The following is a 22,816-nucleotide window of genomic DNA, read 5'->3' as shown; positions in this document are numbered from 1 at the left end:
CAATGATATTTTCTGTATGGTGCATCCATGAAGCCTCCGAAATTATCTTTGTGGAGTTTCAACAGGGGGAGTCAAGGCAATACTTCGTGTAGAGAAAGATGCTCATTTTTACGGATCCCTGACCTTAAACGCTATTCGACACTTTTTGTTGCCGGTTGGTTGACTTCACATTCAATTTGGTTAAAATAGACATACAATGACCCATGTACGTACCTAGATGGAGCGGTATACCGTCCCACTATGGATTTAGGAAGGAAGTGTCCTCATGCCTGAAAACTTGGCCAAAAATCTTCCCCTTGAGGAGATTCGCGAGACTGCGATGGTCGACCTGGCCTATGATATATTTCGTGAAAAGGGAGAGCCGATCTTATTTCGCACGCTGATGGATCAAATCTCTAAAATGAAGGGGTTTACCAAGGACCAACTGAACCACTATATGGCCCAACTCTATACGGAAATTAACATTGATGGCCGTTTCATCTGTGTTGGGAAAAGTCTGTGGGGTTTACGTGCTTGGTACCCTACGGAGCAAGCAACAGACTCTGCTGTCGCTCAAAATGTGAAAGATGACTTTACCGATGAGGATGAAGATGAACTCTATGATGAGGAAGCTCCATTCGATATCGATAACGAAGATTCTGGTGAAGAGGATTATGATGGCGATGAAGCCGATTTCGAAGAAGAAGAGGAAGAAGGTTTTGAAGAAGAGGAAGAAGATGATGAACTTGATGACGATGAAGATTAATTGAGAAAATAATTATTGTTATACCCAAGGGAAGCACCTAAATTTCGAGGTGCTTCCCTTGTTGTGTTTCCATTTTTCTAATATAATAAGTGTATAAATTTACTTTTTAGGCGGGTGTTTTTATGGGTCTTTATTATGAGGAGGAAAAATTAAATCCACTTTGGGGAATATGGCTCCGAACGCGTGAGGTAATTGGGGAAAGAATTCATGCCACCACAAAAATGCAAAAATTAGTATTATTAATATTATTCGGTCTTACCCTTAATTTGGAAAGCGCTTCCATTAGGGGGCTGGGTGACCGAATGGAACTTTCTATGATCCTCATTGTGAGTGTCCTATCGTCGATCGTCGTGGGTTTCATATGGTGGTGGGTGATCAGTTTTCTGCTCCATTGGATGAGTCGATTACTGGGAGGAACCGCTACCTTTCTTGAAACACGTCAAGCAATACTATGGGCAACCCTTGCCTATACGGCAAAACTAGTGATTTGGATTCCTCAACTACTGATCTTTGGAAAAGAAATGTTTACGGATCAGACACCGGTTTTAGATAGTAGCATGGTGTTGCAACTGTTGTTTATTTTGTTTGTCATTATCAGTGCAGTTTTTTCTATTTGGCTCTTCGTGATTCTCTCGAAGGCCTTAGCAGAAGTACATGATTTAACAAATTTCAGAGGGTTTGGCGCTATTATTATTCCTATCTCCGTATTGATAGTGCTTAAGGCCATCATTTCAATATAAATCAAGGAGAATGAATGGTTATGTTTAAGAAGAATATTTTAAACTATCTATTTCGGCCGAATGACGAGATGGACAGCGTCCTATCTTCTCAGCCATATTGGAGTATTTTGTGGGCAGCTCTTTTCGGTGTAACGTTCTTAGGTACACAGGTGTTTGTTATGAATGGAGGCGAACGGTATGCCTTCCCTGAATTTTTCATCGAAATCTTATACAAAGGGCCTATTATAGGAATTCTCTTTTGCGGCATTTATGGTACCACCGTATTTTTATTGGCCAAGTTAATTCGTGGTGAGGGTTCCTATCTGGCCACATTGACTTCCTATGCTTGGTCGACGTTGATTTACAGTGGTCGGTTACTTCTTGTCCCCTTGCAATTGCTCTTATTTGGAGGCGATATGTTTTCGAAAGTGACGGTCGCTTCGGATGGAAGCTTTATACTGATAACCATTTACATACTCGTTGTAATCGTTGACATCCTTTTGCTGGGATGGTTTATCCGTACGGTGGTTCTCAATACCATGGAAATTCATGAATTCCGATGGTGGCAGTCCTTATTGATCCATTTCTTATCCATTAGCATGGTATGGTGGACTTCGTTAAAAGGGCTTAATATCTTATTTTTTCCTGTTTAAAAATTAGTTTGGAAAGGATAAAAAAATGGGAAAAATTAAAAATATTTTTAATAAAAAAGGCTCATCAACACTTGAGTATGTCATTATAATAGCTGCTGGAGTAGCAATAGCAGGCTTGTTACTAATGGCGGTACAAAACTTAAATGCCGAAGGATCTTTAAAGAAAAAGATCATTGCTGCAATAAATGGAGAAATTTCACCGGGTGGGGGAAGTGGGGAAGTTTCTGCTCCTAAACAGAATGAGATTGAAAATAAAGATCAACCAGGGGACAAGCTTGCAAATAACGATAAGGAAAAAGATCACGAGGATAAGACCTGGGCAGATAAGATGGAGGAGGTCCCAGGGCTCGGTTGGGTTGTCAAGAAAACGCGCGATCCTGTGAACAATACCGTTGGGAAATTTTATGGGGATCATATCAAAGGTACCCTCGGTGGAGACATCATTGATGGGGTCGTTGGTTTCTTTGATCCGAGTGCGGGCATCTATGAAGAAACCACGGGGAAAGAATGGGATACCGGTGAAAAGTTAGGTTGGTATGATCGGTATGCTGAACCTATTGGAGCCTATTTCATCGAAAAAAAGATTGGCAAAGGGGGTAAATTACTTAAGAAATTAGACGGCAAACTCTTTGGTGGTTGGACAACAAAGAAATTTGATAAATATATCGGTAAACCGTTAGGCGAAAAGCGTGATGATTTTGTTGACTGGGCTTGTGATCGCAATTCATCCAGTGGGATCACTCCAATCGGCGTCCAGGTGGCATTTGCAAGTGGTGGGGATGATAAAGGTTTTGGTTGTGATCTGGCGGAACAAGTATTAGGTGGAGGCGATAAGAAAGACCCCGGTGATAAAAAAGACCATGACTCGAGCAAAGGGAATGGAAATTCTTCTAAATATACGAATGATCAAACGAAAAAACATGTCCATGAAGGTGAAACCACTTATGCTTCACAATCTCCTTACGATGGAAAGTGGAGCGGGGAAGGGCTTCATAACTGGAAAAAAATGAAAGAACGAGTGAAGGAAGATGGATATGAGTTTGATGAGATCTTATTGGATGAAAACACCGGGGTGCGTATGGTGACTGTAAGGAAGGTTGGACATGATCCACAGAAGATGAAGAGATATGAGCGGGCAAAAGAAGTACTCGAAGAATTAAAAGATCCAAATCTCAGTGACAAACGAAGGAAAAAATTGGAGAAGCAAGTGCCGCCAGATGTAAAGGGGAAAGATCCAGAGGATATCGATCCGAAAGCACTCTCCAGAGTAGAGAGTACCGTTCCAGATAAGACAGTCTACCCGGAAAAATATTCCAATACAGAGATCAATGAGTTGGGTGACAAGGCGTTAGAAGGTTATATGAAGAAGAATAATGGACCATTACCCTACAATCTGAATCCGAATGGCAAGGTGAAGCCGGTTAAGTTTAAATCCAAAGTGAAAGGTCCTGATGGTAAAACCTTTGAAGTAGAAGGGTATGTGGTACCTAAACCAGATGGTTCCATCGATTATATCGACACCCACTATCCGAAGTTTGATGAAAGTGGGAGCGTGAAGAAAGAAAAATAAAGGAGGGTGGGGAATGGATCAACGTCTACTTTCCTTTTTAGAAGCGCATCGACCGGATAATATTGATGTTGAGGTGGTATGGGACTATTTGATCATGTTCGTAGAGGATGAAGAGCTAACTCTGCAACAGTTAATGAACGAATATCAGCGATACATGGACGGAAAAATGTGCGGATCACAAGGCATTGCTTTTATTAGTCAATGGGATGGAACGATGAGAGCAGGAGTCGGAATGAATAAAGAAACTTGTGATGAGACTCTTTTTCTCGATCATTGGAAAAAAGTGATGGAGGAGTATAGAACGAAATACGGGGAGAAATAACTCCCTCTAAACTAAAACGCCCACCTGTACAATCCAGGTGGTCGTTTTAGTTTAGAGGATCCAACAGTGGTGCTCTTCAACTGTGCCATCCATATGCTAAGATACTCATTTGGTATAGGGACTGATAGAGAGTCACTCATTGGTCTTCTTCCTCGTATACTAGCAGTAGTTCCATAGTAGGAGAGGAAGCCCCTTGACCGATAATCAACCGTGGGATCGCATTCTGAACAAATTGGATGCGATTCAGTCGGAAGTACATGGGATGAAAGTACAATTAGCTTTACTTGAGCAGGCACAGGAGCAACAGAAAGGGTTAGAGAGTGGAGTTAGTCACGATCAATTAAAACAGGCGATGAATTCCCTACAAAGTCAACTTGCCACCATCAGTGAAGAGTTGCGAGGAGATTCAGTTTTGAAGATGGAAATGGTTCAAGGGAAGCTCAACAAAAAAGTGGAGATTGTGCGTGGGGAGATCCATCAGATGAAAGCGTCCCTTCTAACAACCTTGATTACCACAGCAGGTGTTTCCATTACACTCTTAAGCCTGATATTCGGAGTCCTTTTACGCTATCTTGCATTGTAAGGTCAAGCTTAAGCCAACTTGAAAAATGGCAACCCTCCTTTTAGGGACTAGCGGATAGATGCGGCGGTTAATAAAGAATCAAAGCTGAAAATACTGGTATAGTCAAATGATTTTGGAGGAATTCCCCTGCTTGACAAAGCCCCCTGCCGAAGATAAACTAAGCGATGGGCTAATGGAGCTTGTTCGAGGAACAAGCCAAAAATCTGCGGTGTGTATATCCGCAGATCGATGATATATGCAAAAAGCGCCCCCTACTTTAGGGTGGTGCTTTTTTTCATTGTGAAAGGATAATTGGGTACGATAATCGGAGGAGGGCCGATCCATGACCAAGTTTATTTTTGTTACCGGCGGTGTTGTCTCATCCCTTGGGAAGGGAATCACAGCGGCATCTCTCGGCCGGCTGTTGAAAAACCGGGGGCTGACTGTTACCATTCAAAAGTTTGATCCGTATATTAATGTGGACCCAGGTACGATGAGTCCGTATCAGCATGGGGAGGTTTTTGTTACCGATGATGGAGCGGAAACAGACCTTGATTTGGGTCATTATGAACGTTTTATTGATATTAATCTCTCAAAAAACTCCAATGTAACGACGGGGAAAGTTTATTCTTCGGTGATTAATAAGGAGCGTCGGGGGGATTATCTGGGTGGTACAGTGCAAGTGATTCCGCACATTACCAATGAGATTAAAGATCGTGTGTATCGTGCCGCGCGGGAAACTCACCCCGATGTGGTAATCACAGAAATTGGTGGGACTGTGGGGGATATTGAAAGTTTGCCATTCCTCGAATCCATCCGGCAAATCAAGAGTGAAGTGGGTCGAGATCGCGTGATGTACATTCATTGCACGTTGATCCCAGAACTCTCAGCAACGAAAGAACTAAAAACAAAACCGACTCAACATAGCGTGAAAGAATTGCGTGGGATTGGGATTCAGCCCAATGTGATTGTTTGTCGGACAGAGCATTCGCTGTCCGAGGATATGAAGCGGAAACTTGCGCTATTTTGTGATATTGATTTTGATGCCGTTATTGAATGTAAAGATGCAGAGACCTTATATGAAGTACCGCTGATGTTACAAAAGCAAGGCTTAGATGAAATTGTGGTGAATCACCTTGGGTTAGGTGGTAATGCACCGGATATGAGTGAATGGGTTGCCCTCGTGGATAAGGTGAAAAATTTATCAAGCAAAATTAAGATTGCAATCGTGGGTAAATATGTCGCATTGCATGATGCTTATATGAGTGTGGTGGAAGCTCTTCGCCATGCAGGCTTTTATAATGATACCGATATTGAAATTATGTGGGTTGATGCGGAAGAAGTGACCCCGCACAATGTAAAGGATTTGCTCACAGGAGCGGATGGAATCCTTGTGCCTGGTGGTTTTGGTGATCGAGGAATTGAAGGGAAAATTACGGCGGTGCGTTTCGCCCGGGAACAACAAATTCCGATGCTTGGCATTTGCCTAGGAATGCAAGTAGCAACGATTGAAGGGGCTCGCAATTTGCTTGGTCTCGATGGGGCAAACAGTTCCGAAATTGATCCAGAGACACCCCATGCCCTGATCGATTTGCTTCCAGAGCAAAAGGAAATTGAGGATCTTGGTGGGACGATGCGTCTTGGTTTGTATCCATGTAAGTTGGAGTCAGAAAGCTTGGCACATCAAGCGTATGATACCGGATTGGTTTATGAACGTCATCGTCACCGATATGAATTTAATAATGAGTACCGTGAACAGCTAATTGAAGCGGGCTATCGATTCTCTGGAACCTCACCAGATGGTCGGCTTGTGGAAATCGTTGAGTTTACCAATCATCCGTGGTTCGTGGGTTGCCAATTCCACCCGGAATTTACTTCTCGTCCAAATCGTCCACAACCGCTGTTTCGGGACTTTGTTGCCGCATCTTTACAGGAACATTTAAAGGCTACTAAGTAGTAAAATCGTTGTTCGAAAAGAAACCTCTTTAACTTAAAGGGGTTTCTTTTTTTTTTTTTGAAGGGGCCTTGCGAGGGAGTGGAGAGGAATCCGCCTTAGCGATGAAAAGGTCTTTTTGAAAGGGTTTTTCAGGTGCAGAGGAGGAATTTTGGGGGGACGTACGAATTAATTAAAGAAAGCAGTCCATAGGTTGTAAGACCAAAGACCAATATCTAACCAGTTTCGCCTATATAAAAAAAGAGGTAGGTATACTGGTGGAAGAGGAGGGGATTCCCATCGAAGCGGGTAGGGCTGAATCGCATGAAAGAGGAACATCGGTGTCACTTTCGGATAAAAAGGTCCTTGTTGTCGATGATCAGTTTGGGATTCGTGTGCTACTGAAAGAAGTATTCAGTAGGGAGGGTTTTCAGGTTTTGCAAGCGGCAAATGGAAATGTAGCCCTTGAGATTATACAAGTGGAAGACCCGGATCTCGTTTTGTTGGATATGAAAATGCCAGGGATGGATGGATTAGAGTTATTGCGGCATCTTCGAAAGGAAGATCTCTCCCCTCGCGTGATTATGATGACAGCATATGGTGAATTAGATATGGTGAAGGAAGCTTCTAAACTGGGTGCTCTCGCCCATTTTACTAAACCCTTTGATATTGAGGAGTTACGTGCAGAAGTTTTGCGGCAATTAACGACCGAACTAGAATAACCGATTGAGGAGGGATAGCATGTTAGAGGCAAAACTTCGTTTGAGAATGAGTCAAGCTGATGCTCATTATGGGGGCGACTTGGTAGATGGTGCACGCATGACCGCCCTTTTTGGCGATTTAGCGACAGAACTTCTTATTCGTCATGATGGTGATGAAGGGTTATTTGTTGCTTATGACAATGTTGAATTTTTAGCTCCGGTCTATGCGGGTGACTACATCGAAGCGAGCGCAACCATTACGAAAGTAGGAAATACTTCTCGCAAAATGTCATTTAAAGCGATGAAGGTAATTGAAGCCAAAATTGATACGGCGGTTCCTTCTGCAGCGAGGGTATTGGATGAACCGATCCAAGTGGCACGTGCTTCAGGAACCTGTGTGGTTCCCAAGGATAAACAGCGATTACAAAAGGGTTAAATTGATTCATCATCAAACAGTGTGAATCATTTGAACTTTATGTTCTTGTTCATGTTTGATTAAATGCCTTTCCTATAATGGAGGCCAAGGGGCCTCTTTTTTTCAACTTACGAGAGAGGTTGGAGACCGATTTATGGACCCATTGATTATTACAGCCGCGTTGGTTGGCGCAGAAGTGACACGCAAAGATACTCCTCATTTGCCGTTAACTCCCCAAGAGATCGCGGAACAAGCAGCAGAGGCTTGTGAAAAAGGAGCATCGATCGCCCACATTCATGTGCGGGATACAGAGGGACACCCGAGTCAAAATCGAGATCTTTATGAAGAAACCATTCTTGAGATTGAGAAGCGGTGCGATATGATCGTTCAGGTTTCTACAGGAGGAGCAGTTGGTATGACTCCTGAAGAACGCTTGCAACCGGTGACACTTTCCCCTGAGATGGCAACGTTAACAACGGGGTCTGTTAACTTTGGTCATGGTGTTTTTTACAATTCCCACGCGGATATTCAACAGTTTGCTGCTACTTTGCAAAAGTATCAAGTACGACCGGAGTTTGAAATTTTTGATACAGGGATGGTTCAGACAGCATTGTCTTTGGTGAAGGAGGGGTTGGTTGACGGCCATCTCCATTTTGATTTCGTATTGGGTGTGCCTGGGGGGATTCCCGCTGATGCAAGACATTTGTTGTTGATGGTAGATCAACTGCCAGCAGGGGCTACCTGGACCGTTGCTGCTGTGGGTCGTCATCAATTGCCCATGTCTGCTTTGGGAATTACATTAGGAGGCCACGTAAGGGTGGGGTTGGAGGATAATCTCTATTATCGCAAGGGTGAATTGGCGACTAATGCTTCATTGGTCGCTCGAGTAAATCGATTAGCCAAGGAATTGGAACGACCCATCGCGACTCCTGAAGAGGCACGGAAAATTTTGCATATCAATAAAAAAAGGGGTTAAAGGAAGGATTAGAGGGAAAACCCCTTTAATGGATAAAGGGGAGAAAGCGAATGCAGAGAAAGCGACTGTGGAGGTTTTATATTTCATTGCATTATCTACTCGCAGGGCTATTTTGGCTGATGATTAGTGTGATGGTCTATACCAATCAAATTTGGATTTCGCGTAATGATTGGTTGCAATCCTTTTATCCTTTTATCTGTTTCCTTCTTTTTGCGACGAACCTTTGGAAGTGGGTTGGCTCCCTCCGAATTACGAAGGAGAGAGAAATTCCATAATCATAATTTTATGTGCAATCGGGTAAAAGAACAGAGAATGCGATTGGGTTAGAATCAATTGGAATGGGTGAAGAGGTCTTCCAATTGATGGATCACTATCGGATTCTTAGAGCGAGTGATATAATAGCAGAATGAGTGGCTTACCTCTTCGCGCTGTGATCCAGTGGTATGTACATAGACTGCGTCGGGTCAATACCTTGATCACATCAAGTGCGAAGGGTTGATTTTTATCTCAAGGAGGATATTTCTATGCCTTTAGTACCAATGACCGCGTTTCTCCCTCGTGCAAAAAAAGAAGGGTTTGCGGTAGGCCAGTTTAATATGAACAACCTTGAATTTGTACAGGGGATTGCAGCGGCTGCGAAAGAAGAGCAATCTCCTTTTATCTTTGGTGTATCAGAAGGGGCCATGCGCTACATGGGACTTGAATATGTTGTTGCAATGGCTGAAATTGCAGCAAAGGAATCCGGTGTTCCTGTAGCACTCCATTTGGATCATGGTAGCAACTTTGATGTTGTGATGAAGTGTATTCAGGCAGGATTTTCTTCGGTCATGTTTGATGGCTCTCATCATCCTTATGAAGAGAATATCGCGCTTACCAAAGAAGTCGTTAAAGCAGCTCATGCTGTAGGGGTATCTGTGGAAGGGGAACTCGGCACCATCGGTGGGGTTGAAGATGATTTAGAAGTAGATGAAGCGGATGCAGCGATGGCAAAGCCGGATGAAGCGATTCGTTTCTGGGAAGAGACAAAAGTAGATGCCTTGGCGATTGCTGTAGGGACTGCACATGGAATGTACAAAGGTGAACCTAAAATTCACTTTGATATTATCGATGAGGTTGCCAAACAAGTGGAAGCACCGATTGTGCTTCACGGGGGAAGTGGAGTACCCGATGCAGCGATTCAGGAATCAATTCGCCTAGGCGTAGGCAAAATTAATGTAAACACCGAAAGTCAGGTGGCTTGTACAGCGGTGATTCGTGAAAAATTGGGTAATCAGCCAGAGATGATCGATCCACGTAAATACCTCGGCCCTGGTCGTGATGCGATTAAGGAAACTGTACAAGGGAAGATGCGCCTGTTCGGAAGTTCAGGGAAGGCCTAACTCAATTGTTTTTTACCATTTTCAAGAGGTGAAGCATATGAAATTCTTTATTGATACAGCAGATGTGGAAGAGATCAAGAAAGTGCATTCTTGGGGACTCCTATCCGGTGTTACGACCAACCCCAGCCTTATTGCTAAATCCGGTAGGGAATTTACCGATGTCTTGAACGAAATTTGTGATATTGCAAGCGATGTGGAATCGATTAGTGCTGAAGTGATGTCTGATGATGCCGAGGGGATGATCAAAGAGGCAGAGCCCCTTGTGAAAATCTCTGATAAAATCACGATTAAGGTACCAATGACGATTGAAGGGCTAAAGGCCGTCAGTCATTTTGCTCAACATGGTATCCGTACCAATGTCACCTTAATATTCTCTGCCAATCAAGCATTAATGGCAGCCAGGGCAGGCGCTTCTTATGTGAGTCCTTTTCTTGGTCGATTAGATGACATCAGCCACGATGGTGTGGAATTGGTTGCACAAATCGCCCGGGTTTTTGATCTTCATGGAATCGATACACAGATTATTGCTGCGAGTGTGCGTCATCCTCTGCACTTCACCCAATCGGCGGAAGTAGGAGCTGATATTGCTACGCTGCCTTACAAGGTTATGGAACAGATGATTAAGCACCCGTTGACAGATCAAGGGATAACGAAGTTTAAGGAAGACTGGTCCAAAGCAAATCAACGTTAAATCGATCACCAACAAAGGGTTACCGGTGAGGCCAAGGCCTTGCTGGTCTCCCCTTTTTTGATTGTTAAGAAAAATTTTCCATAAACCATTTGAACATCCTCCTTCTTTAGTGAAGAAGGGATGTAGGAGAGGTGGGCGAGCATGGAAAAGTTAATGATCAAGGGAGGTAAACCGCTTAGTGGAGAAATTAGCGTAAGCGGGGCTAAGAATAGTGCAGTGGCTTTGATTCCAGCTACATTACTTGGAGGATCACCTACTGTGATTGAAAATCTTCCTCAAATTAGTGATGTAGAGATATACGAAGAAATTTTGCGGGATTTTGGGGCAACTGTTACACGGGATAGCGATTGTTTAACCATCGATACCTCCTGTGTAATCAATACACCCATGCCCAATGGAAAAGTAAAGAAGTTAAGGGCCTCCTATTATCTGATGGGGGCGTTGTTGGGCAGGTTCGGCGAAGCGACAGTGGGTTTACCCGGGGGGTGTAATCTAGGTCCTCGTCCAATTGACCAACATATTAAAGGTTTTGAAGCATTGGGAGCAGAGGTTTCCCATCGCAATGGGGCTATTCACCTTTGGGCGAAAAAGCTGACGGGGGCGCGAATCTACCTGGATGTGGTGAGTGTAGGGGCTACGATTAATATCATGTTAGCGGCCTCCCGTGCTGAGGGAAGAACCATTATTGAAAATGCTGCCAAAGAACCTGAGATTATTGATGTCGCCACCTTACTTACTGCAATGGGGGCCCGAATCCATGGAGCAGGTACGGATGTCATCCGCATTGTAGGGAATTCCGACTTAATGGGGTGTCGGCATTCGATTATCCCGGATCGCATTGAAGCAGGAACGTATATGATTGCTGCTGCTGCAACAGGTGGAGAGGTTACGGTGACCAACTTGATCCCAAAACATATGGAACCGGTAACGGCGAAGTTACGTGAAATGGGAGTGACCATCGATGAGGGTGATGAAGCCTTACGAGTCAGAGGCATGGGTCCATATCAAGGGATTGATGTGAAAACACTTCCATACCCGGGTTTTCCCACCGATTTGCAGCAGCCTCTTACCACTTTGTTGACACGGGCAGAAGGGACAAGCTTAGTCACAGATAATATCTACGCGGCTCGCTTTAAACACGTGGATGAGTTAGGCCGTATGGGTGCTTATTTACGAGTGGAAGGGCGTACTGCTGTGGTTGAAGGGGGAACGCCTCTCCATGGAGCCCAGGTGCGGGCTACCGATTTACGGGCCGGAGCGGCCCTGGTTATTGCGGGGTTAATGGCAGAGGGGGTAACGGAGATTGCCGGAGTAGAACATGTTGATCGAGGATATGAGAACTTGGAAGAAAAGTTACGTACGTTAGGTGCCGAGTTGTGGCGTGAACAGAAGTAAGGATGACTTTTAGGTTTGACATATCCTATGGGTGCCTAAAATAGGGATATGTCCCTCTAAATGACGCGATAATTCAACACGCAACGACGAAGAAATGTGTTACGTTTATCTATGGATGTTACCAAATACCCGTCCCAACGGGAGGATTGTTTCTTTAGATAAAGGAAAGAGGGGATTCAGTATGGAAAGAAGTCTAACGTTAGAACTCGTTCGGGTGACGGAAGCCGCGGCTGTCGCCTCGGGTAGATGGATGGGTTTTGGTAAAAAAGATGAAGCAGATGATGCTGCCACAACTGCAATGCGTAAAGTCTTTGACACAATTCCTATGAGAGGGACTGTGGTGATTGGTGAAGGGGAAATGGATGAAGCGCCCATGCTCTATATTGGTGAAAAATTGGGCCTTGGCTACATGCCAGAAGTTGATGTAGCTGTCGATCCCCTTGAGGGTACAAACATTGTAGCCAAAGGAACATGGAATGCGTTGGCGGTGGTAGCTGTCGCAGAGAAGGGCAATTTACTTCACGCCCCTGATATGTATATGGATAAAATTGCCGTTGGTCCTCGTGCGGTAGGGCATATTGATATTGATGCGCCGGTGGAGGATAATTTAAAAGCGACGGCGCGTGCGTTAGGAAAAGATGTGAAAGACCTCGTAGCGGTGATTCTTGATCGTCCTCGCCATGATAAACTGATCGAAGAAGTCCGGAAAATGGGGGCCCGTATCAAATTAATCTCTGATGGTGATGTTGCCGCTGCGATTAATACCGCCTTCCCCAATACGGGGGTCGATATTTTACTTGGTTCTGGCGGAGCTCCCGAGGGAGTCTTATCGGCAGTTGCTTTGAAATGCCTTGGAGGCGAGATTCAGGGACGGCTTCTTCCCGAAGATGAAGAACAGGCTGAACGATGCCGGAAAATGGGAATTTCCGATCCGCATCAAGTGCTCCACATGCAGGATTTAGTAAAAGGCGAGGACGCGATCTTTGCTGCTACAGGGGTAACGGACGGTGAGTTATTAAAAGGGGTTCGTTATGAGGGCCAACATGCAACCACTCATTCTGTCGTGATGAGGGCTGCAACGGGCACGGTTCGTTTTATCGATGGAAAACATCGTCTCGATAAAAAGCCATTTTCTCTTGAATGATGGCTTTCCTATTCGCGATTGATGGAACCTTGGAAAGAAGAGTGTGGTGAAGGAATTGCAGACGGATATCTCACTCCGGGAGATGGAGAATCAACGTTTGACTGATCTATATCAGCTAGCGAAGGAATATCAAGTGCCGTATTATGCACAACTGAAAAAACGGGAATTGATCTTTGCCATATTAAAAGGGAAGGCAGAAAAAGCAGGATTGCTGTTCATGGACGGAGTCTTAGATATTTTACCGGAAGGGTACGGATTCCTGAGAACGATTAACTACCTGCCTTCGACAGAGGATATTTATATTTCTTCTTCGCAAATTCGGCGTTTTGATCTCCGTTCGGGTGACGTTATATCAGGAAAAGTACGACCGCCAAAAGAAAACGAACGTTATTATGGTCTATTGCACGTGGACGCTGTCAATGGTGAGGCCCCGGATGCTGCAGCGAAGCGGCCTCATTTTCCGGCATTAACGCCACTCTATCCGGAAGAACGACTGGTGATGGAGACGCCATCCGAACGTCTTCCTGGGAGAGTGATGGACTTAATCACTCCAGTGGGTCTTGGACAACGAGGTCTTATAGTTGCTCAGCCAAAAGCCGGAAAAACAATGCTTCTTAAAGAAATTGCCAATAGTATCAGTACGAATCGACCGGATATTGACTTATTTGTTCTTCTTATCGATGAACGTCCGGAAGAAGTGACGGATATGCAGCGCTCTGTTCAAGGAGAAGTGATTAGCTCTACCTTTGATGAAATGCCAGAGAATCATATTAAAGTAGCGGAGTTAGTTCTGGAGCGGGCGCAACGATTAGTGGAGCATGGGCGGAATGTGGTGATTTTGATGGATTCCATTACCCGTTTGGCACGTGCCTACAACTTAGTGATTCCTCCCTCTGGCCGGACCCTTTCTGGGGGAATTGACCCTGCGGCCTTTCATAAACCCAAGCGTTTCTTTGGCTCTGCCCGTAATATTGAAGAGGGTGGGAGCTTGACGATTTTAGCAACTGCTTTGGTGGACACCGGATCGCGCATGGATGATGTGATTTACGAAGAATTTAAAGGGACAGGCAATCTTGAATTGCACCTGGATCGCCGTCTATCTGAACGGAGAGTCTTCCCTGCAATTGATATTCGACGTTCAGGTACCCGTCGTGAAGAGTTATTGCTTACCGAAGATGAAATGGATAAAATTTGGAGCTTGCGTCAAGCCCTTGCTGAAGGGCAAGAGAATACGGAAAGTATCCTCAAAAAGCTAGCGCATACCCGAAACAATGAAGAATTCCTCGCAACATTAGAAAACCACTCGGATACTCGTCATTCTTCCTCTGCATAAATGAAGATGCTACTGTTACCGATCTCTTTCATCGTATGGATAGGGTATTTCAACGAAGGATTCTACTGTGGAATTAGGCCTTACCATGGTTAGAAAATCCAAGGTAGGGATTTGTCTGAAGAGGCAATAGAGGAAACCTTTCGTAATGAATCGGTTTTCTATTTTGTTCCGAATGAGTTAGACAATGACGATGGTTGCTCCAACCTGTATTACATGCTATACTCAATAGTGTTTGCATTTGAGCGTGCAAAAGTTTGGACCCGGAAAAGAGGTGAGAATCTATGAAAGCAGCGATTCATCCTGAATATAAACAAACAACGGTCACCTGTGCTTGCGGAAACACCTTTGAAACGGGTTCCACGAAAGAAAACCTGCGCGTGGATATCTGCTCTGCTTGCCATCCTTTCTACACTGGTAAACAGAAGCGTGCAAGTGCTGGTGGACGCGTGGATCGGTTCAAAAAGAAATACAACATGTAATACAAATAGATATTGGTTTTTAGGAGAGAACAGGCAAGCATCGCCGCTTGCCTGTTCTCTTTATGGAACTATATAGGGGAGGATCGAACTGGCTATGAATATGATTGCCAGGGATGGATGGATCGAGATCATCTGTGGTGGGATGTTCTCGGGGAAGAGTGAAGAGTTAATTCGTCGGATTCGACGAGCGCGTATTGCTCGTCAAAACGTATCGGTTTTTAAACCTGTGATTGATGATCGCTATCGATTGGACGCGATCACTTCCCACAATGGAATCCATGCTGAGGCGGACACCATTGACCAAGCAAAAGAAATATTAGCCAAACTAACCACCGGTACGGATGTAGTGGCAATTGATGAGGTTCAATTTTTGGATGAGGCAGTTGTTGAAGTTGCTCAATCCCTTGCGGATCAAGGTATTCGGGTAATCTGTGCCGGATTGGATCAGGATTTTCGAGGCCGTCCCTTTGGACCGACACCTGCGTTGCTTGCTGTGGCGGAATATGTTACGAAACTTCAGGCAATTTGCATTCAATGTGGGGGAGCTGCTAGCCGCACACAACGGTTGGTTCAACCTACCCCTTCTGACTCTGAAGAATCCGTGATACAAGTCGGTGCTTCAGAGCAATACGAAGCCCGTTGTCGCCATTGCCATCAAACGAACCGGCAATCATTGCCGGAGAACTTTTCATCTTCCTGACGCAAACTAGCGTTAGGGAGGTGTTTTTTATGTGGGGAAGAATCCTAATGATCTTGTTAACGGGTCTCTTTGTATGTACGACGGGTTGTGCCAAGACGAACATGAGTGGTCAAGAAAAGAGTTACGATCATAAAGAAAAGTTGGGCACCGAATCCAATCGTCGTTTTGAAACCAATAATTATGATTACATGCATGATGATGGGCGCTTTGGCATTCGAAACGCGAGTCCTAACTTGGATACAAGTGATTGGGCTCAACCAACCGATATGGATGATAAAGCACGAGTGGAACGCTCGATATTGCAAATGGATGGCGTCAACAATGTTGAAGTGAAAATTTTGGGGGGGCATTTAGCAATCCGTGTTATGCCTACTAAGGATATTGCCCAATCCGATTATGAAAAGCTTCGTCGGAGGGTATGGGAGCGCATTCAAAAAGAGATGCCCCGCTATGAGATACGGGTTCGTGTAGGGAGAAGTCGCTGGGATCCACGATCGTATTTACCTTGGTGGAATGGGTGAGCTCGTGCCTGAGCAATTAACAGGCTCGGGCTTTTTTGTGGATCAAAAAAGAATAAGGCAGAATCCTTATAGGATTCGCCTTATTCTTTGGCTGGATTCGCTGTCGTTATGTTGAAAAAAAAGCAATCATTCCGAGGGTCATATTATAGGTAGCGTGAACCACCATCGTAGTGCTTGTGTTATACCGATTGCGTAAAAAGCCAAGAGCGAGACCCACAACAAAAACGATGGCAGTTGAAATACTAAATCCATAATTGCTATGGACGATCGCAAAGATAAAGGCAGTAAACACTACACCAAAGCGGGGTTGGAGAGCGCCACGAAAAATGGATTCTTCCCCTAAGGCTGCTGATAAACCAAGTGTTAAAATGCCGGCTACTGAGCCATACAGCGGTCCGAGCATATCTTCAGTAAGCTTTCCAACCTGTGGATCGGTACCAATGCCAATCAGTTGTCCTAAATGTTCAAGGATGGGGCCAACAGTAACTAAGAGGAGACCTGAACCCAAACCGATGGCGATCTCTTTTAGGGAAGGTTTTACAAGTCCTAAGCGAGCCAATGCCTGTGTAAAAGTACGACGACCACTTAACCACCCAACACCCATCATGGCAATAAAGAAAAAGCAAATTTGCTGTGTCCATAATGGAACAATGGGATTTCCCTCGGTGGATTCAGTCGAGAGTTTCGCCATATTTTCTATCCCAAAGGATAGGAAAACAAAAAAATAAGCGATCACAAACATTAAAATCGAGAGGGAAGTGGAATGAACGCGATTCTTTATATCCAGGGAAAATGGGAGCGCCACACCTCGTCGAATGATGGGGATAAATAAAAGGAAACCCAAGATTGCAGGTGCGATTAAACTCCAGCCCATAAGGGATATTCTTGGACCCATATCAAAGGGAAGGGAAATTGTATCAATGGCGTTAGATGACGCCATTATGAGAAAAAGTAATCCACTCATTAATAAAAGTAAAAAGCCTAGGCCAAGCAGAATAGAAGAGGTAATGACCCAACCCATACCGGAACCCTCTGATTGATTTCGACGGGCTTCTCCTTTATTGGCTAACCATAGGACGAGAATTAAAGGAATGAATTGAAGAATGGTTAAAAGTACATCAGAAATCATTGAATTGTCTCCTTATCAGCGGGATTTTTCCGGGATAAGTACTTTTGGGAAAATGGAAAGGAATCCGGTTGCTTCCACTTCGTTAAAATGATCATACCATAGAAGGAGTTAGGGAAAGCACATCTTTGAAGCAATCGCGCTGTTATTCCCTGGGAAATAGGACTTTTGACGGTGAACAGGGGGTTCACCTATAATAAACATAGTGATTTTAATTACGATAGGAATGATCCATCGGTCGATGGTGACGGGGATCTCATCAGACGTTTAGGAGTGAAGCAGTGTGTTGGAGCGTTTAGAATCGATCCGCAATCGTTATGAGGAATTGAACAGGCTATTGAGTGACCCGGATACACTTTCTGACTCAAAAAAGTTACGGAAATACTCGAAGGAACAATCGGATTTAGAACCAAAATACCATGCATATTGTGAGTATAAGGAAGTCAGCGCCCAGTATGCCGATGCGAAAGAAATGCTTGATCAGGAGAGTGATCCTGAGATGGTGGAGATGGTAAAGGGTGAGCTAGTTACCCTGGAGAAACGCAAAGTGGAATTAGAAGAAGCGATACGCATCTTGCTGTTGCCGCGCGATCCGAATGATGATAAAAATGTCATTGTGGAAATTCGTGGGGCGGCGGGTGGAGATGAAGCAGCCTTGTTTGCAGCGGATCTCTATCGGATGTATACCCGCTACGGTGAGCGGCAAGGATGGAAATCAGAAGTGATGGAAGCCAATGCGACTGGGATGGGTGGCTTTAAGGAAATTATTTTTTCGGTGCAAGGTCAAGGCGCTTATAGCCGCTTAAAATATGAAAGTGGTGCACATCGAGTACAGCGCGTTCCTGCAACCGAATCAGGTGGGCGGATTCATACCTCTACAGCGACGGTAGCGATGTTGCCAGAAGCGGAAGAGGTCGATATTGACATTCACGATAAAGATATTCGCATCGACACCTTTTGTTCCAGTGGTCCTGGGGGGCAAAGTGTCAATACAACCAAGTCTGCTGTGCGGATCACCCATATCCCCACCGGAGTGGTCGTCTCTTGTCAAGATGAAAAATCTCAGATTAAAAATAAAGATAAAGCCATGCGAGTGCTTCGTGCACGGTTACTTGATCGTAAACAACAAGAGGAAGCGGCACGAATGGCTGATGCACGTAAAACCCAAGTAGGAACTGGGGATCGAAGTGAGCGAATTCGTACTTACAATTTTCCACAGAGCCGAGTGACGGATCATCGCATTGGGCTGACTTTACACAAGCTGGATATGGTATTAGATGGAGAACTCGATGAGGTAATTGATGCCCTTGTCCTTGAGGAACAATCAGCGTTACTAAAAAATGCGGAATAAGCTTTCCGTAGGGTCGATCCAGGCAGATGCCTGGTTTTATTTTGTTGATGGGAGGGATAAAGGTGGCGGATAAGAAGCCATGTACATTAAAGGAAGTTTGGCATCAGGCTGGTCAACGATTAATTAACGCGGGCTGTGAGGGAGGCACTTTTGAAGCAGAAGTGATGCTTCGTACTTTACTCGGATGGGAGCGGTCCCAATTTTTTCTTCAGCTAGCGACTATTTTTCCAGAATCCTTAGAGCAGAAACTTGATGGATGGATTCATGCTCGGATCGAGGGTGTGCCTTTACAACACTTGACAGGGCAGCAGGAATTTTATGGGCGATCCTTTGTGGTCAGTCCCCATGTATTGATTCCACGTCCCGATACCGAGATTTTGGTGGAAAGTATCCTGCATCAAGCGGATTCACTTTCTAAACGCAATTCCCCTCTCCACTTTGTTGATGTAGGAACAGGGAGTGGAATCTTGGCGATTACACTCGCCGCAGAATGTCCGGAATGGAAGGTTACGGCTATCGATTGTTCCGCCGAAGCTCTTATGGTAGCAAAAATCAATGCTGAACGGCATGGGGTGGGTGATCGAATTCAATTTCTTCAAGGAGAGTGGTTAATGCCATTACAGGCGTCCCAACAGAAGGTGGACATGGTGGTTTCTAATCCTCCTTACATTCCATCCATTGAAGTGGAGAAGTTGGATGGTGAAGTGAAGGATTATGAGCCCCGTCTCGCTCTAGATGGGGGCGAGGATGGGCTAAACCCCTACCGAATCCTTCTTCAACAAATTCCACAGATTCTTAGGCGTCCTGGTTACGTTGCCTTTGAAATTGGTTGGGATCAAGGGGTAGCCGTCACCGAACTTGTGAATGCCCTCTCTTGTGTAAAAAACACCAAGGTGATTCCAGATCTTGCGGGTCGAGATCGTGTGGTTACCTTTTCAATGACGGACTGTGAATCGTAGAAACTCGATAGAGAATGGTTTTTTTCGTGTATTTTATGATTAAACTTCCCCTGGGTTGTCCATACTGACGGAAGAGACCGAATGGGGAGGATTTGATCATGAATTTTCGCACTATTATTTTCTTCATCCTTAGTTTAGGTGGCGTGTTCTTCTTACTTGTTGGACAAGGGGAAGGGTTTTTATCTGGAGAAGAAGCGGTTACGGTATCAGCAGAAGGAAAACAAAGCATTCCTAAACAAGCGATTCGCCTTCGTATTTTGGCCAATAGTGATCGCACCCAGGACCAATGGTTGAAGCGTCAGGTGCGAGATGCCATTTTGAAAGAGATGGGAACCTGGGCGCAAAAGCCAAACACCATTGAGGAAGCTCGTAGAATGGTACGTACGCACCTCCCAATCTTACAACAAATTGCAAAAAATACAGTGGATAAGCATGGCTATTCGTATCCTGTAAAAATGGATTTTGGTAAAGTACCTTTTCCAACGAAATTATATGGGGATCAAATTTATCCCGCTGGAAAATATGAAGCACTGTTGGTGACGATTGGTGAAGGGAAAGGGGACAATTGGTGGTGTGTACTATTTCCTCCTCTCTGCTTTGTCGATATGAGCAATGGCGATGCCGTACCGAAAGATGAGAAAGGGGGGGCCACTACACAAGCGTTGGCTTCTAATCAAGCGTTAGCCGCCCCAATGCAAGAAGTTGCTTCTTCCGATCAGAATAAAAATACCCTTGAAGTTCGGTTGTTTTTCTTAGATTCGTTAGAGGAATTTTTCTCCGGTTTATTCAGTTAAAAAGAATCCCCTTTTCCAGAGCAACAAGGAAGGGGGGATTCTTTACTTGCGAGTGAGGAGATTATGAATTTAGGGGGTATCTTCGGATACCTCCGTGCGAATGCGTACCTCGCCTCGATCACCATTGATTTGACCAAGGGGAAATACCTCGGTTCGTATTTGTTCACTATGGGTAAGAAATGAAAAATCACGGCGATCCAATAATCTTCGTCGCTGATGTAGTTCTGCCGTACCTCGAAGTTGAACTTGACCGTCCATAAGGAAACTGGCGCGCATCCAGGATTTTAAGATTAATGAACCAGAACGAATCTCACAGGGCCATGTTGACGGAAGAAGTGGCCCCCCTGAAGGGCGAACACGGACATCATAGGTTAAACGATGACTTTGATGATCCCAGTAAAACTTTCCAGCTTCTTGTCCTCGCGCGTTGTGAACAGAGGAAACGGCCTCCCGACTGATCGCGAGTAGTTCAATGAAAATCGAAATGCTTATCAATGGGGTGTTTTGTTTTGTGAAATTCCCTCCCCGTAAGAACCATCGTTCGTTTCCACGTTGAAATTCATCGGGTACCGACATGGGTTCACCTCCTATTACGTTGTTGCTTCTATAGTTTGAGGAGAGAAAGTGCGGTTTACCCGAGGAAATTCCTGCCCTGCCTTCATTAATCAGTTCTAAAAGGGACAAGCAGGGCATAAGGTGGAAAGAGAAGAATTAGGCTGGGAAGGGGTGTATGACTTGTTTACAGTGCGTAGAGCGAAACCGGAAGATATCTCGGAGATTGAAAAATTGTTGCTTCACGCTGGTTTGAACGAACGAGGGATCGAGGAACATTTGCCTTTCTTTTTAGTCGTAGAAGATCCCACATTCGAACCAACACGATTGGTTGGAACAGCAGGCATGGAGGTATATGGAAACCGTGGGTTATTGCGTTCCTTTGTCATGGAAAATCACTCTTGGAATGCAAAATCAGCCTTGGAGTTAATTGAAACCGTGCTTGCCTTTGCGAAGAAAAGTGGATTAACGGAGGTCTATTTATTAGCCGGGATATCAGGCAATATTTTTGAGCATTTTGGTTTTCGGCCGGTGGTGTGGGAGGAAGTTCCATTAGAGATACGGGAATCGAACCACCTCTATCAATCAGAGATGGCAGGAAAAGAGTTGGTCGTATTTAAGGGTGAGCTGGTAACTAGTGGATCAAGTTGATTGTGGTATGATGATAAAAATGAAGCGTCAGAGATAGAAAGGGCTAGGGATTGATGAAGACGAAGTTGTGGCGAGTCAATGAACAATGGGATGAGGCAAAATTACTTGACGATCCAAGTATTCAAGAAGCAGCTGCCCTGATACAACAGGGGCGGCTAGTGGCTTTTCCTACAGAAACGGTGTATGGCTTAGGAGCGAATGCTCGCTCTGGGGAAGCGGTGACTTCGATCTTTACAGCGAAGGGGAGGCCATCGGATAACCCACTGATTGTACATATTGCTGATACGAGTGCCCTTGATGATTGGGCAGAGATGCCCTCGCAAGGGACTACCTTATTGCAAAGGTTTTGGCCGGGGCCACTCACATTGGTGATTAGGCATAAAGGGACTTTGGCACAAGAAACAACAGCAGGCTTGACAACGGTAGGCGTGCGGATTCCCTCTCATCCGGTGGCACGGGCGTTGTTGCGCTGTGCAGCTGTGCCTGTCGCTGCTCCCAGTGCCAATCGCTCAGGGAGGCCGAGCCCAACTACTGCGGAACATGTATGGCAGGACTTAGCAGGACGAATCGATGGAATCGTTGATGGTGGGATGACCGGTGTGGGTGTAGAATCTACGGTGGTAGATGTGACAGGGGAGGTTCCCGTGTTGCTCCGCCCAGGAGGCATTACCTTGGATCAATTGCGCTCGGTTGTTGGAGAGGTGCAAGTGGATCCAGGCCTTGAACGAGAAGGTGAAGTACCACGTTCTCCAGGTATGAAGTACCGTCATTATGCTCCCCATGGCCAGATGTGGTTGGTTGCTGGAAGTGGGGATAAGCAACGTACAAAAGTGAAGCAATTAGCTAACGAAGCCATTCAACAGGGAAAACGGGTGGCGATTCTGACCACAGTGGAGAATAAAGATGCCTATCCCACAGGGCATGTCCTTTCACTAGGTAGTCGTGAAAATCCTGCCTCCGTCGCTCAAGGGCTCTATGCGGCGTTACGTACCTGTGATGATATCGGAGTGGATATCATCTACGCAGAAGCATTTCCTGTGGAAGGCCTGTATCATTCCGTAATGAATCGTTTGCTGAAAGCGGCAGAGGGGCGGATAATCATCGATTAAAAATAATGAAAGGGAGATTCCATCGAAGGTGGGATC

Annotated in this window: 26 protein-coding genes; 24 read left to right on the top strand and 2 right to left on the bottom strand. The window is 45.0% G+C overall.

The genetic code is table 11. The features are described from left to right. The first annotated feature begins 265 nt into the window (after positions 1 to 265). From rpoE to CHX35_RS01730, 19 genes are all read left to right on the top strand, one after another. A complete protein-coding gene (gene rpoE / locus CHX35_RS01820; RefSeq protein ID WP_091832937.1) occupies positions 266 to 745 on the top strand; it encodes a DNA-directed RNA polymerase subunit delta in 480 nt (159 codons plus the stop codon). A 122-nt stretch (positions 746 to 867) separates the two neighbouring features. Next, positions 868 to 1,485, top strand: a complete 618-nt coding sequence (locus CHX35_RS01815) for a Yip1 family protein (RefSeq protein WP_091832934.1) — start codon at positions 868 to 870, stop codon at positions 1,483 to 1,485. Between the two features lie 20 nt (positions 1,486 to 1,505). Beyond that, a complete protein-coding gene (locus CHX35_RS01810; RefSeq protein WP_091832931.1) occupies positions 1,506 to 2,117 on the top strand; it encodes a hypothetical protein in 612 nt (203 codons plus the stop codon). Positions 2,118 to 2,142: 25 nt separating this feature from the next. Next, positions 2,143 to 3,687: a hypothetical protein gene (locus CHX35_RS01805; RefSeq protein WP_091832929.1), complete on the top strand. Its 1,545-nt coding sequence runs from the start codon at positions 2,143 to 2,145 to the stop codon at positions 3,685 to 3,687. A gap of 13 nt (positions 3,688 to 3,700) precedes the next feature. Next, positions 3,701 to 4,009, top strand: coding sequence for a hypothetical protein (locus CHX35_RS01800; RefSeq protein WP_091832926.1), 309 nt, complete (start codon positions 3,701 to 3,703; stop codon positions 4,007 to 4,009). A gap of 193 nt (positions 4,010 to 4,202) precedes the next feature. Further along, positions 4,203 to 4,592 carry a hypothetical protein gene (locus CHX35_RS01795; protein ID WP_091832923.1) on the top strand — a complete coding sequence of 130 codons (390 nt, stop codon included), beginning with the start codon at positions 4,203 to 4,205 and terminating at the stop codon, positions 4,590 to 4,592. A gap of 322 nt (positions 4,593 to 4,914) precedes the next feature. After that, positions 4,915 to 6,528, top strand: a complete 1,614-nt coding sequence (locus tag CHX35_RS01790; protein ID WP_091832920.1) for a CTP synthase — start codon at positions 4,915 to 4,917, stop codon at positions 6,526 to 6,528. 317 nt (positions 6,529 to 6,845) lie between these two features. Next, positions 6,846 to 7,226, top strand: coding sequence for a response regulator (locus CHX35_RS01785; protein WP_091833457.1), 381 nt, complete (start codon positions 6,846 to 6,848; stop codon positions 7,224 to 7,226). Between the two features lie 19 nt (positions 7,227 to 7,245). Then, positions 7,246 to 7,641 carry a 3-aminobutyryl-CoA ammonia lyase gene (kal, locus tag CHX35_RS01780; RefSeq protein WP_091832917.1) on the top strand — a complete coding sequence of 132 codons (396 nt, stop codon included), beginning with the start codon at positions 7,246 to 7,248 and terminating at the stop codon, positions 7,639 to 7,641. A gap of 133 nt (positions 7,642 to 7,774) precedes the next feature. Then, complete coding sequence (kce, locus tag CHX35_RS01775; protein ID WP_091832914.1) at positions 7,775 to 8,596, top strand: 3-keto-5-aminohexanoate cleavage enzyme; 822 nt, start codon at positions 7,775 to 7,777, stop codon at positions 8,594 to 8,596. A 50-nt stretch (positions 8,597 to 8,646) separates the two neighbouring features. Further along, a complete protein-coding gene (locus CHX35_RS01770; RefSeq protein WP_140413519.1) occupies positions 8,647 to 8,871 on the top strand; it encodes a hypothetical protein in 225 nt (74 codons plus the stop codon). A 249-nt stretch (positions 8,872 to 9,120) separates the two neighbouring features. After that, positions 9,121 to 9,975 carry a class II fructose-1,6-bisphosphate aldolase gene (fba, locus tag CHX35_RS01765; protein ID WP_091832908.1) on the top strand — a complete coding sequence of 285 codons (855 nt, stop codon included), beginning with the start codon at positions 9,121 to 9,123 and terminating at the stop codon, positions 9,973 to 9,975. A 37-nt stretch (positions 9,976 to 10,012) separates the two neighbouring features. Beyond that, positions 10,013 to 10,666 carry a fructose-6-phosphate aldolase gene (fsa, locus tag CHX35_RS01760; RefSeq protein WP_091832905.1) on the top strand — a complete coding sequence of 218 codons (654 nt, stop codon included), beginning with the start codon at positions 10,013 to 10,015 and terminating at the stop codon, positions 10,664 to 10,666. A 141-nt stretch (positions 10,667 to 10,807) separates the two neighbouring features. Then, positions 10,808 to 12,061: a UDP-N-acetylglucosamine 1-carboxyvinyltransferase gene (locus tag CHX35_RS01755; RefSeq protein WP_091832901.1), complete on the top strand. Its 1,254-nt coding sequence runs from the start codon at positions 10,808 to 10,810 to the stop codon at positions 12,059 to 12,061. Between the two features lie 181 nt (positions 12,062 to 12,242). Beyond that, complete coding sequence (gene glpX, locus CHX35_RS01750) at positions 12,243 to 13,205, top strand: class II fructose-bisphosphatase (protein WP_091832898.1); 963 nt, start codon at positions 12,243 to 12,245, stop codon at positions 13,203 to 13,205. A gap of 82 nt (positions 13,206 to 13,287) precedes the next feature. Then, positions 13,288 to 14,538: a transcription termination factor Rho gene (rho, locus tag CHX35_RS01745; protein ID WP_425435289.1), complete on the top strand. Its 1,251-nt coding sequence runs from the start codon at positions 13,288 to 13,290 to the stop codon at positions 14,536 to 14,538. Between the two features lie 281 nt (positions 14,539 to 14,819). Then, complete coding sequence (gene rpmE / locus CHX35_RS01740) at positions 14,820 to 15,017, top strand: 50S ribosomal protein L31 (protein WP_091832895.1); 198 nt, start codon at positions 14,820 to 14,822, stop codon at positions 15,015 to 15,017. A gap of 94 nt (positions 15,018 to 15,111) precedes the next feature. After that, positions 15,112 to 15,717, top strand: a complete 606-nt coding sequence (locus CHX35_RS01735; protein ID WP_091832892.1) for a thymidine kinase — start codon at positions 15,112 to 15,114, stop codon at positions 15,715 to 15,717. A gap of 29 nt (positions 15,718 to 15,746) precedes the next feature. Further along, the gene (locus CHX35_RS01730; RefSeq protein WP_091832889.1) at positions 15,747 to 16,238 is read left to right on the top strand and encodes a hypothetical protein; all 492 of its coding nucleotides are present in this window, start codon (positions 15,747 to 15,749) and stop codon (positions 16,236 to 16,238) included. 106 nt (positions 16,239 to 16,344) lie between these two features. On the opposite strand, the gene CHX35_RS01725 is transcribed toward CHX35_RS01730, so the two are convergent. Beyond that, entirely contained in the window at positions 16,345 to 17,367 is a 1,023-nt protein-coding gene (locus CHX35_RS01725; RefSeq protein WP_091832886.1) for a CPBP family intramembrane glutamic endopeptidase, read from the bottom strand. Between the two features lie 280 nt (positions 17,368 to 17,647). Between CHX35_RS01725 and prfA the strand changes: the two genes are divergently transcribed. From prfA to spoIIR, 3 genes are all read left to right on the top strand, one after another. Then, entirely contained in the window at positions 17,648 to 18,715 is a 1,068-nt protein-coding gene (gene prfA / locus CHX35_RS01720) for a peptide chain release factor 1 (protein ID WP_091832883.1), read from the top strand. Positions 18,716 to 18,777: 62 nt separating this feature from the next. Beyond that, on the top strand, positions 18,778 to 19,674 hold the full coding sequence (prmC, locus tag CHX35_RS01715; protein ID WP_176391826.1) for a peptide chain release factor N(5)-glutamine methyltransferase: 897 nt from the start codon (positions 18,778 to 18,780) through the stop codon (positions 19,672 to 19,674). Positions 19,675 to 19,772: 98 nt separating this feature from the next. Further along, complete coding sequence (spoIIR, locus tag CHX35_RS01710; RefSeq protein WP_091832877.1) at positions 19,773 to 20,468, top strand: stage II sporulation protein R; 696 nt, start codon at positions 19,773 to 19,775, stop codon at positions 20,466 to 20,468. 69 nt (positions 20,469 to 20,537) lie between these two features. On the opposite strand, the gene CHX35_RS01705 is transcribed toward spoIIR, so the two are convergent. Then, entirely contained in the window at positions 20,538 to 21,044 is a 507-nt protein-coding gene (locus CHX35_RS01705; RefSeq protein ID WP_091832874.1) for a hypothetical protein, read from the bottom strand. Positions 21,045 to 21,164: 120 nt separating this feature from the next. Here CHX35_RS01705 and CHX35_RS01700 point away from each other — a divergent pair, with 120 nt between their 5' ends. Together CHX35_RS01700 and CHX35_RS01695 are read left to right on the top strand one after the other, a co-directional pair. Beyond that, the gene (locus tag CHX35_RS01700) at positions 21,165 to 21,671 is read left to right on the top strand and encodes a GNAT family N-acetyltransferase (RefSeq protein ID WP_091832871.1); all 507 of its coding nucleotides are present in this window, start codon (positions 21,165 to 21,167) and stop codon (positions 21,669 to 21,671) included. A 53-nt stretch (positions 21,672 to 21,724) separates the two neighbouring features. Continuing rightward, positions 21,725 to 22,780 carry an L-threonylcarbamoyladenylate synthase gene (locus tag CHX35_RS01695; protein ID WP_091833452.1) on the top strand — a complete coding sequence of 352 codons (1,056 nt, stop codon included), beginning with the start codon at positions 21,725 to 21,727 and terminating at the stop codon, positions 22,778 to 22,780. Positions 22,781 to 22,816 lie beyond the last annotated feature (36 nt).

Source organism: Marininema halotolerans (assembly GCF_900116235.1).
GTDB lineage: Bacteria > Bacillota > Bacilli > Thermoactinomycetales > DSM-45169 > Marininema > Marininema halotolerans.
Note: the sequence above shows the minus strand (reverse complement) of the source record. Positions and strands in the feature narration are given on the sequence as shown.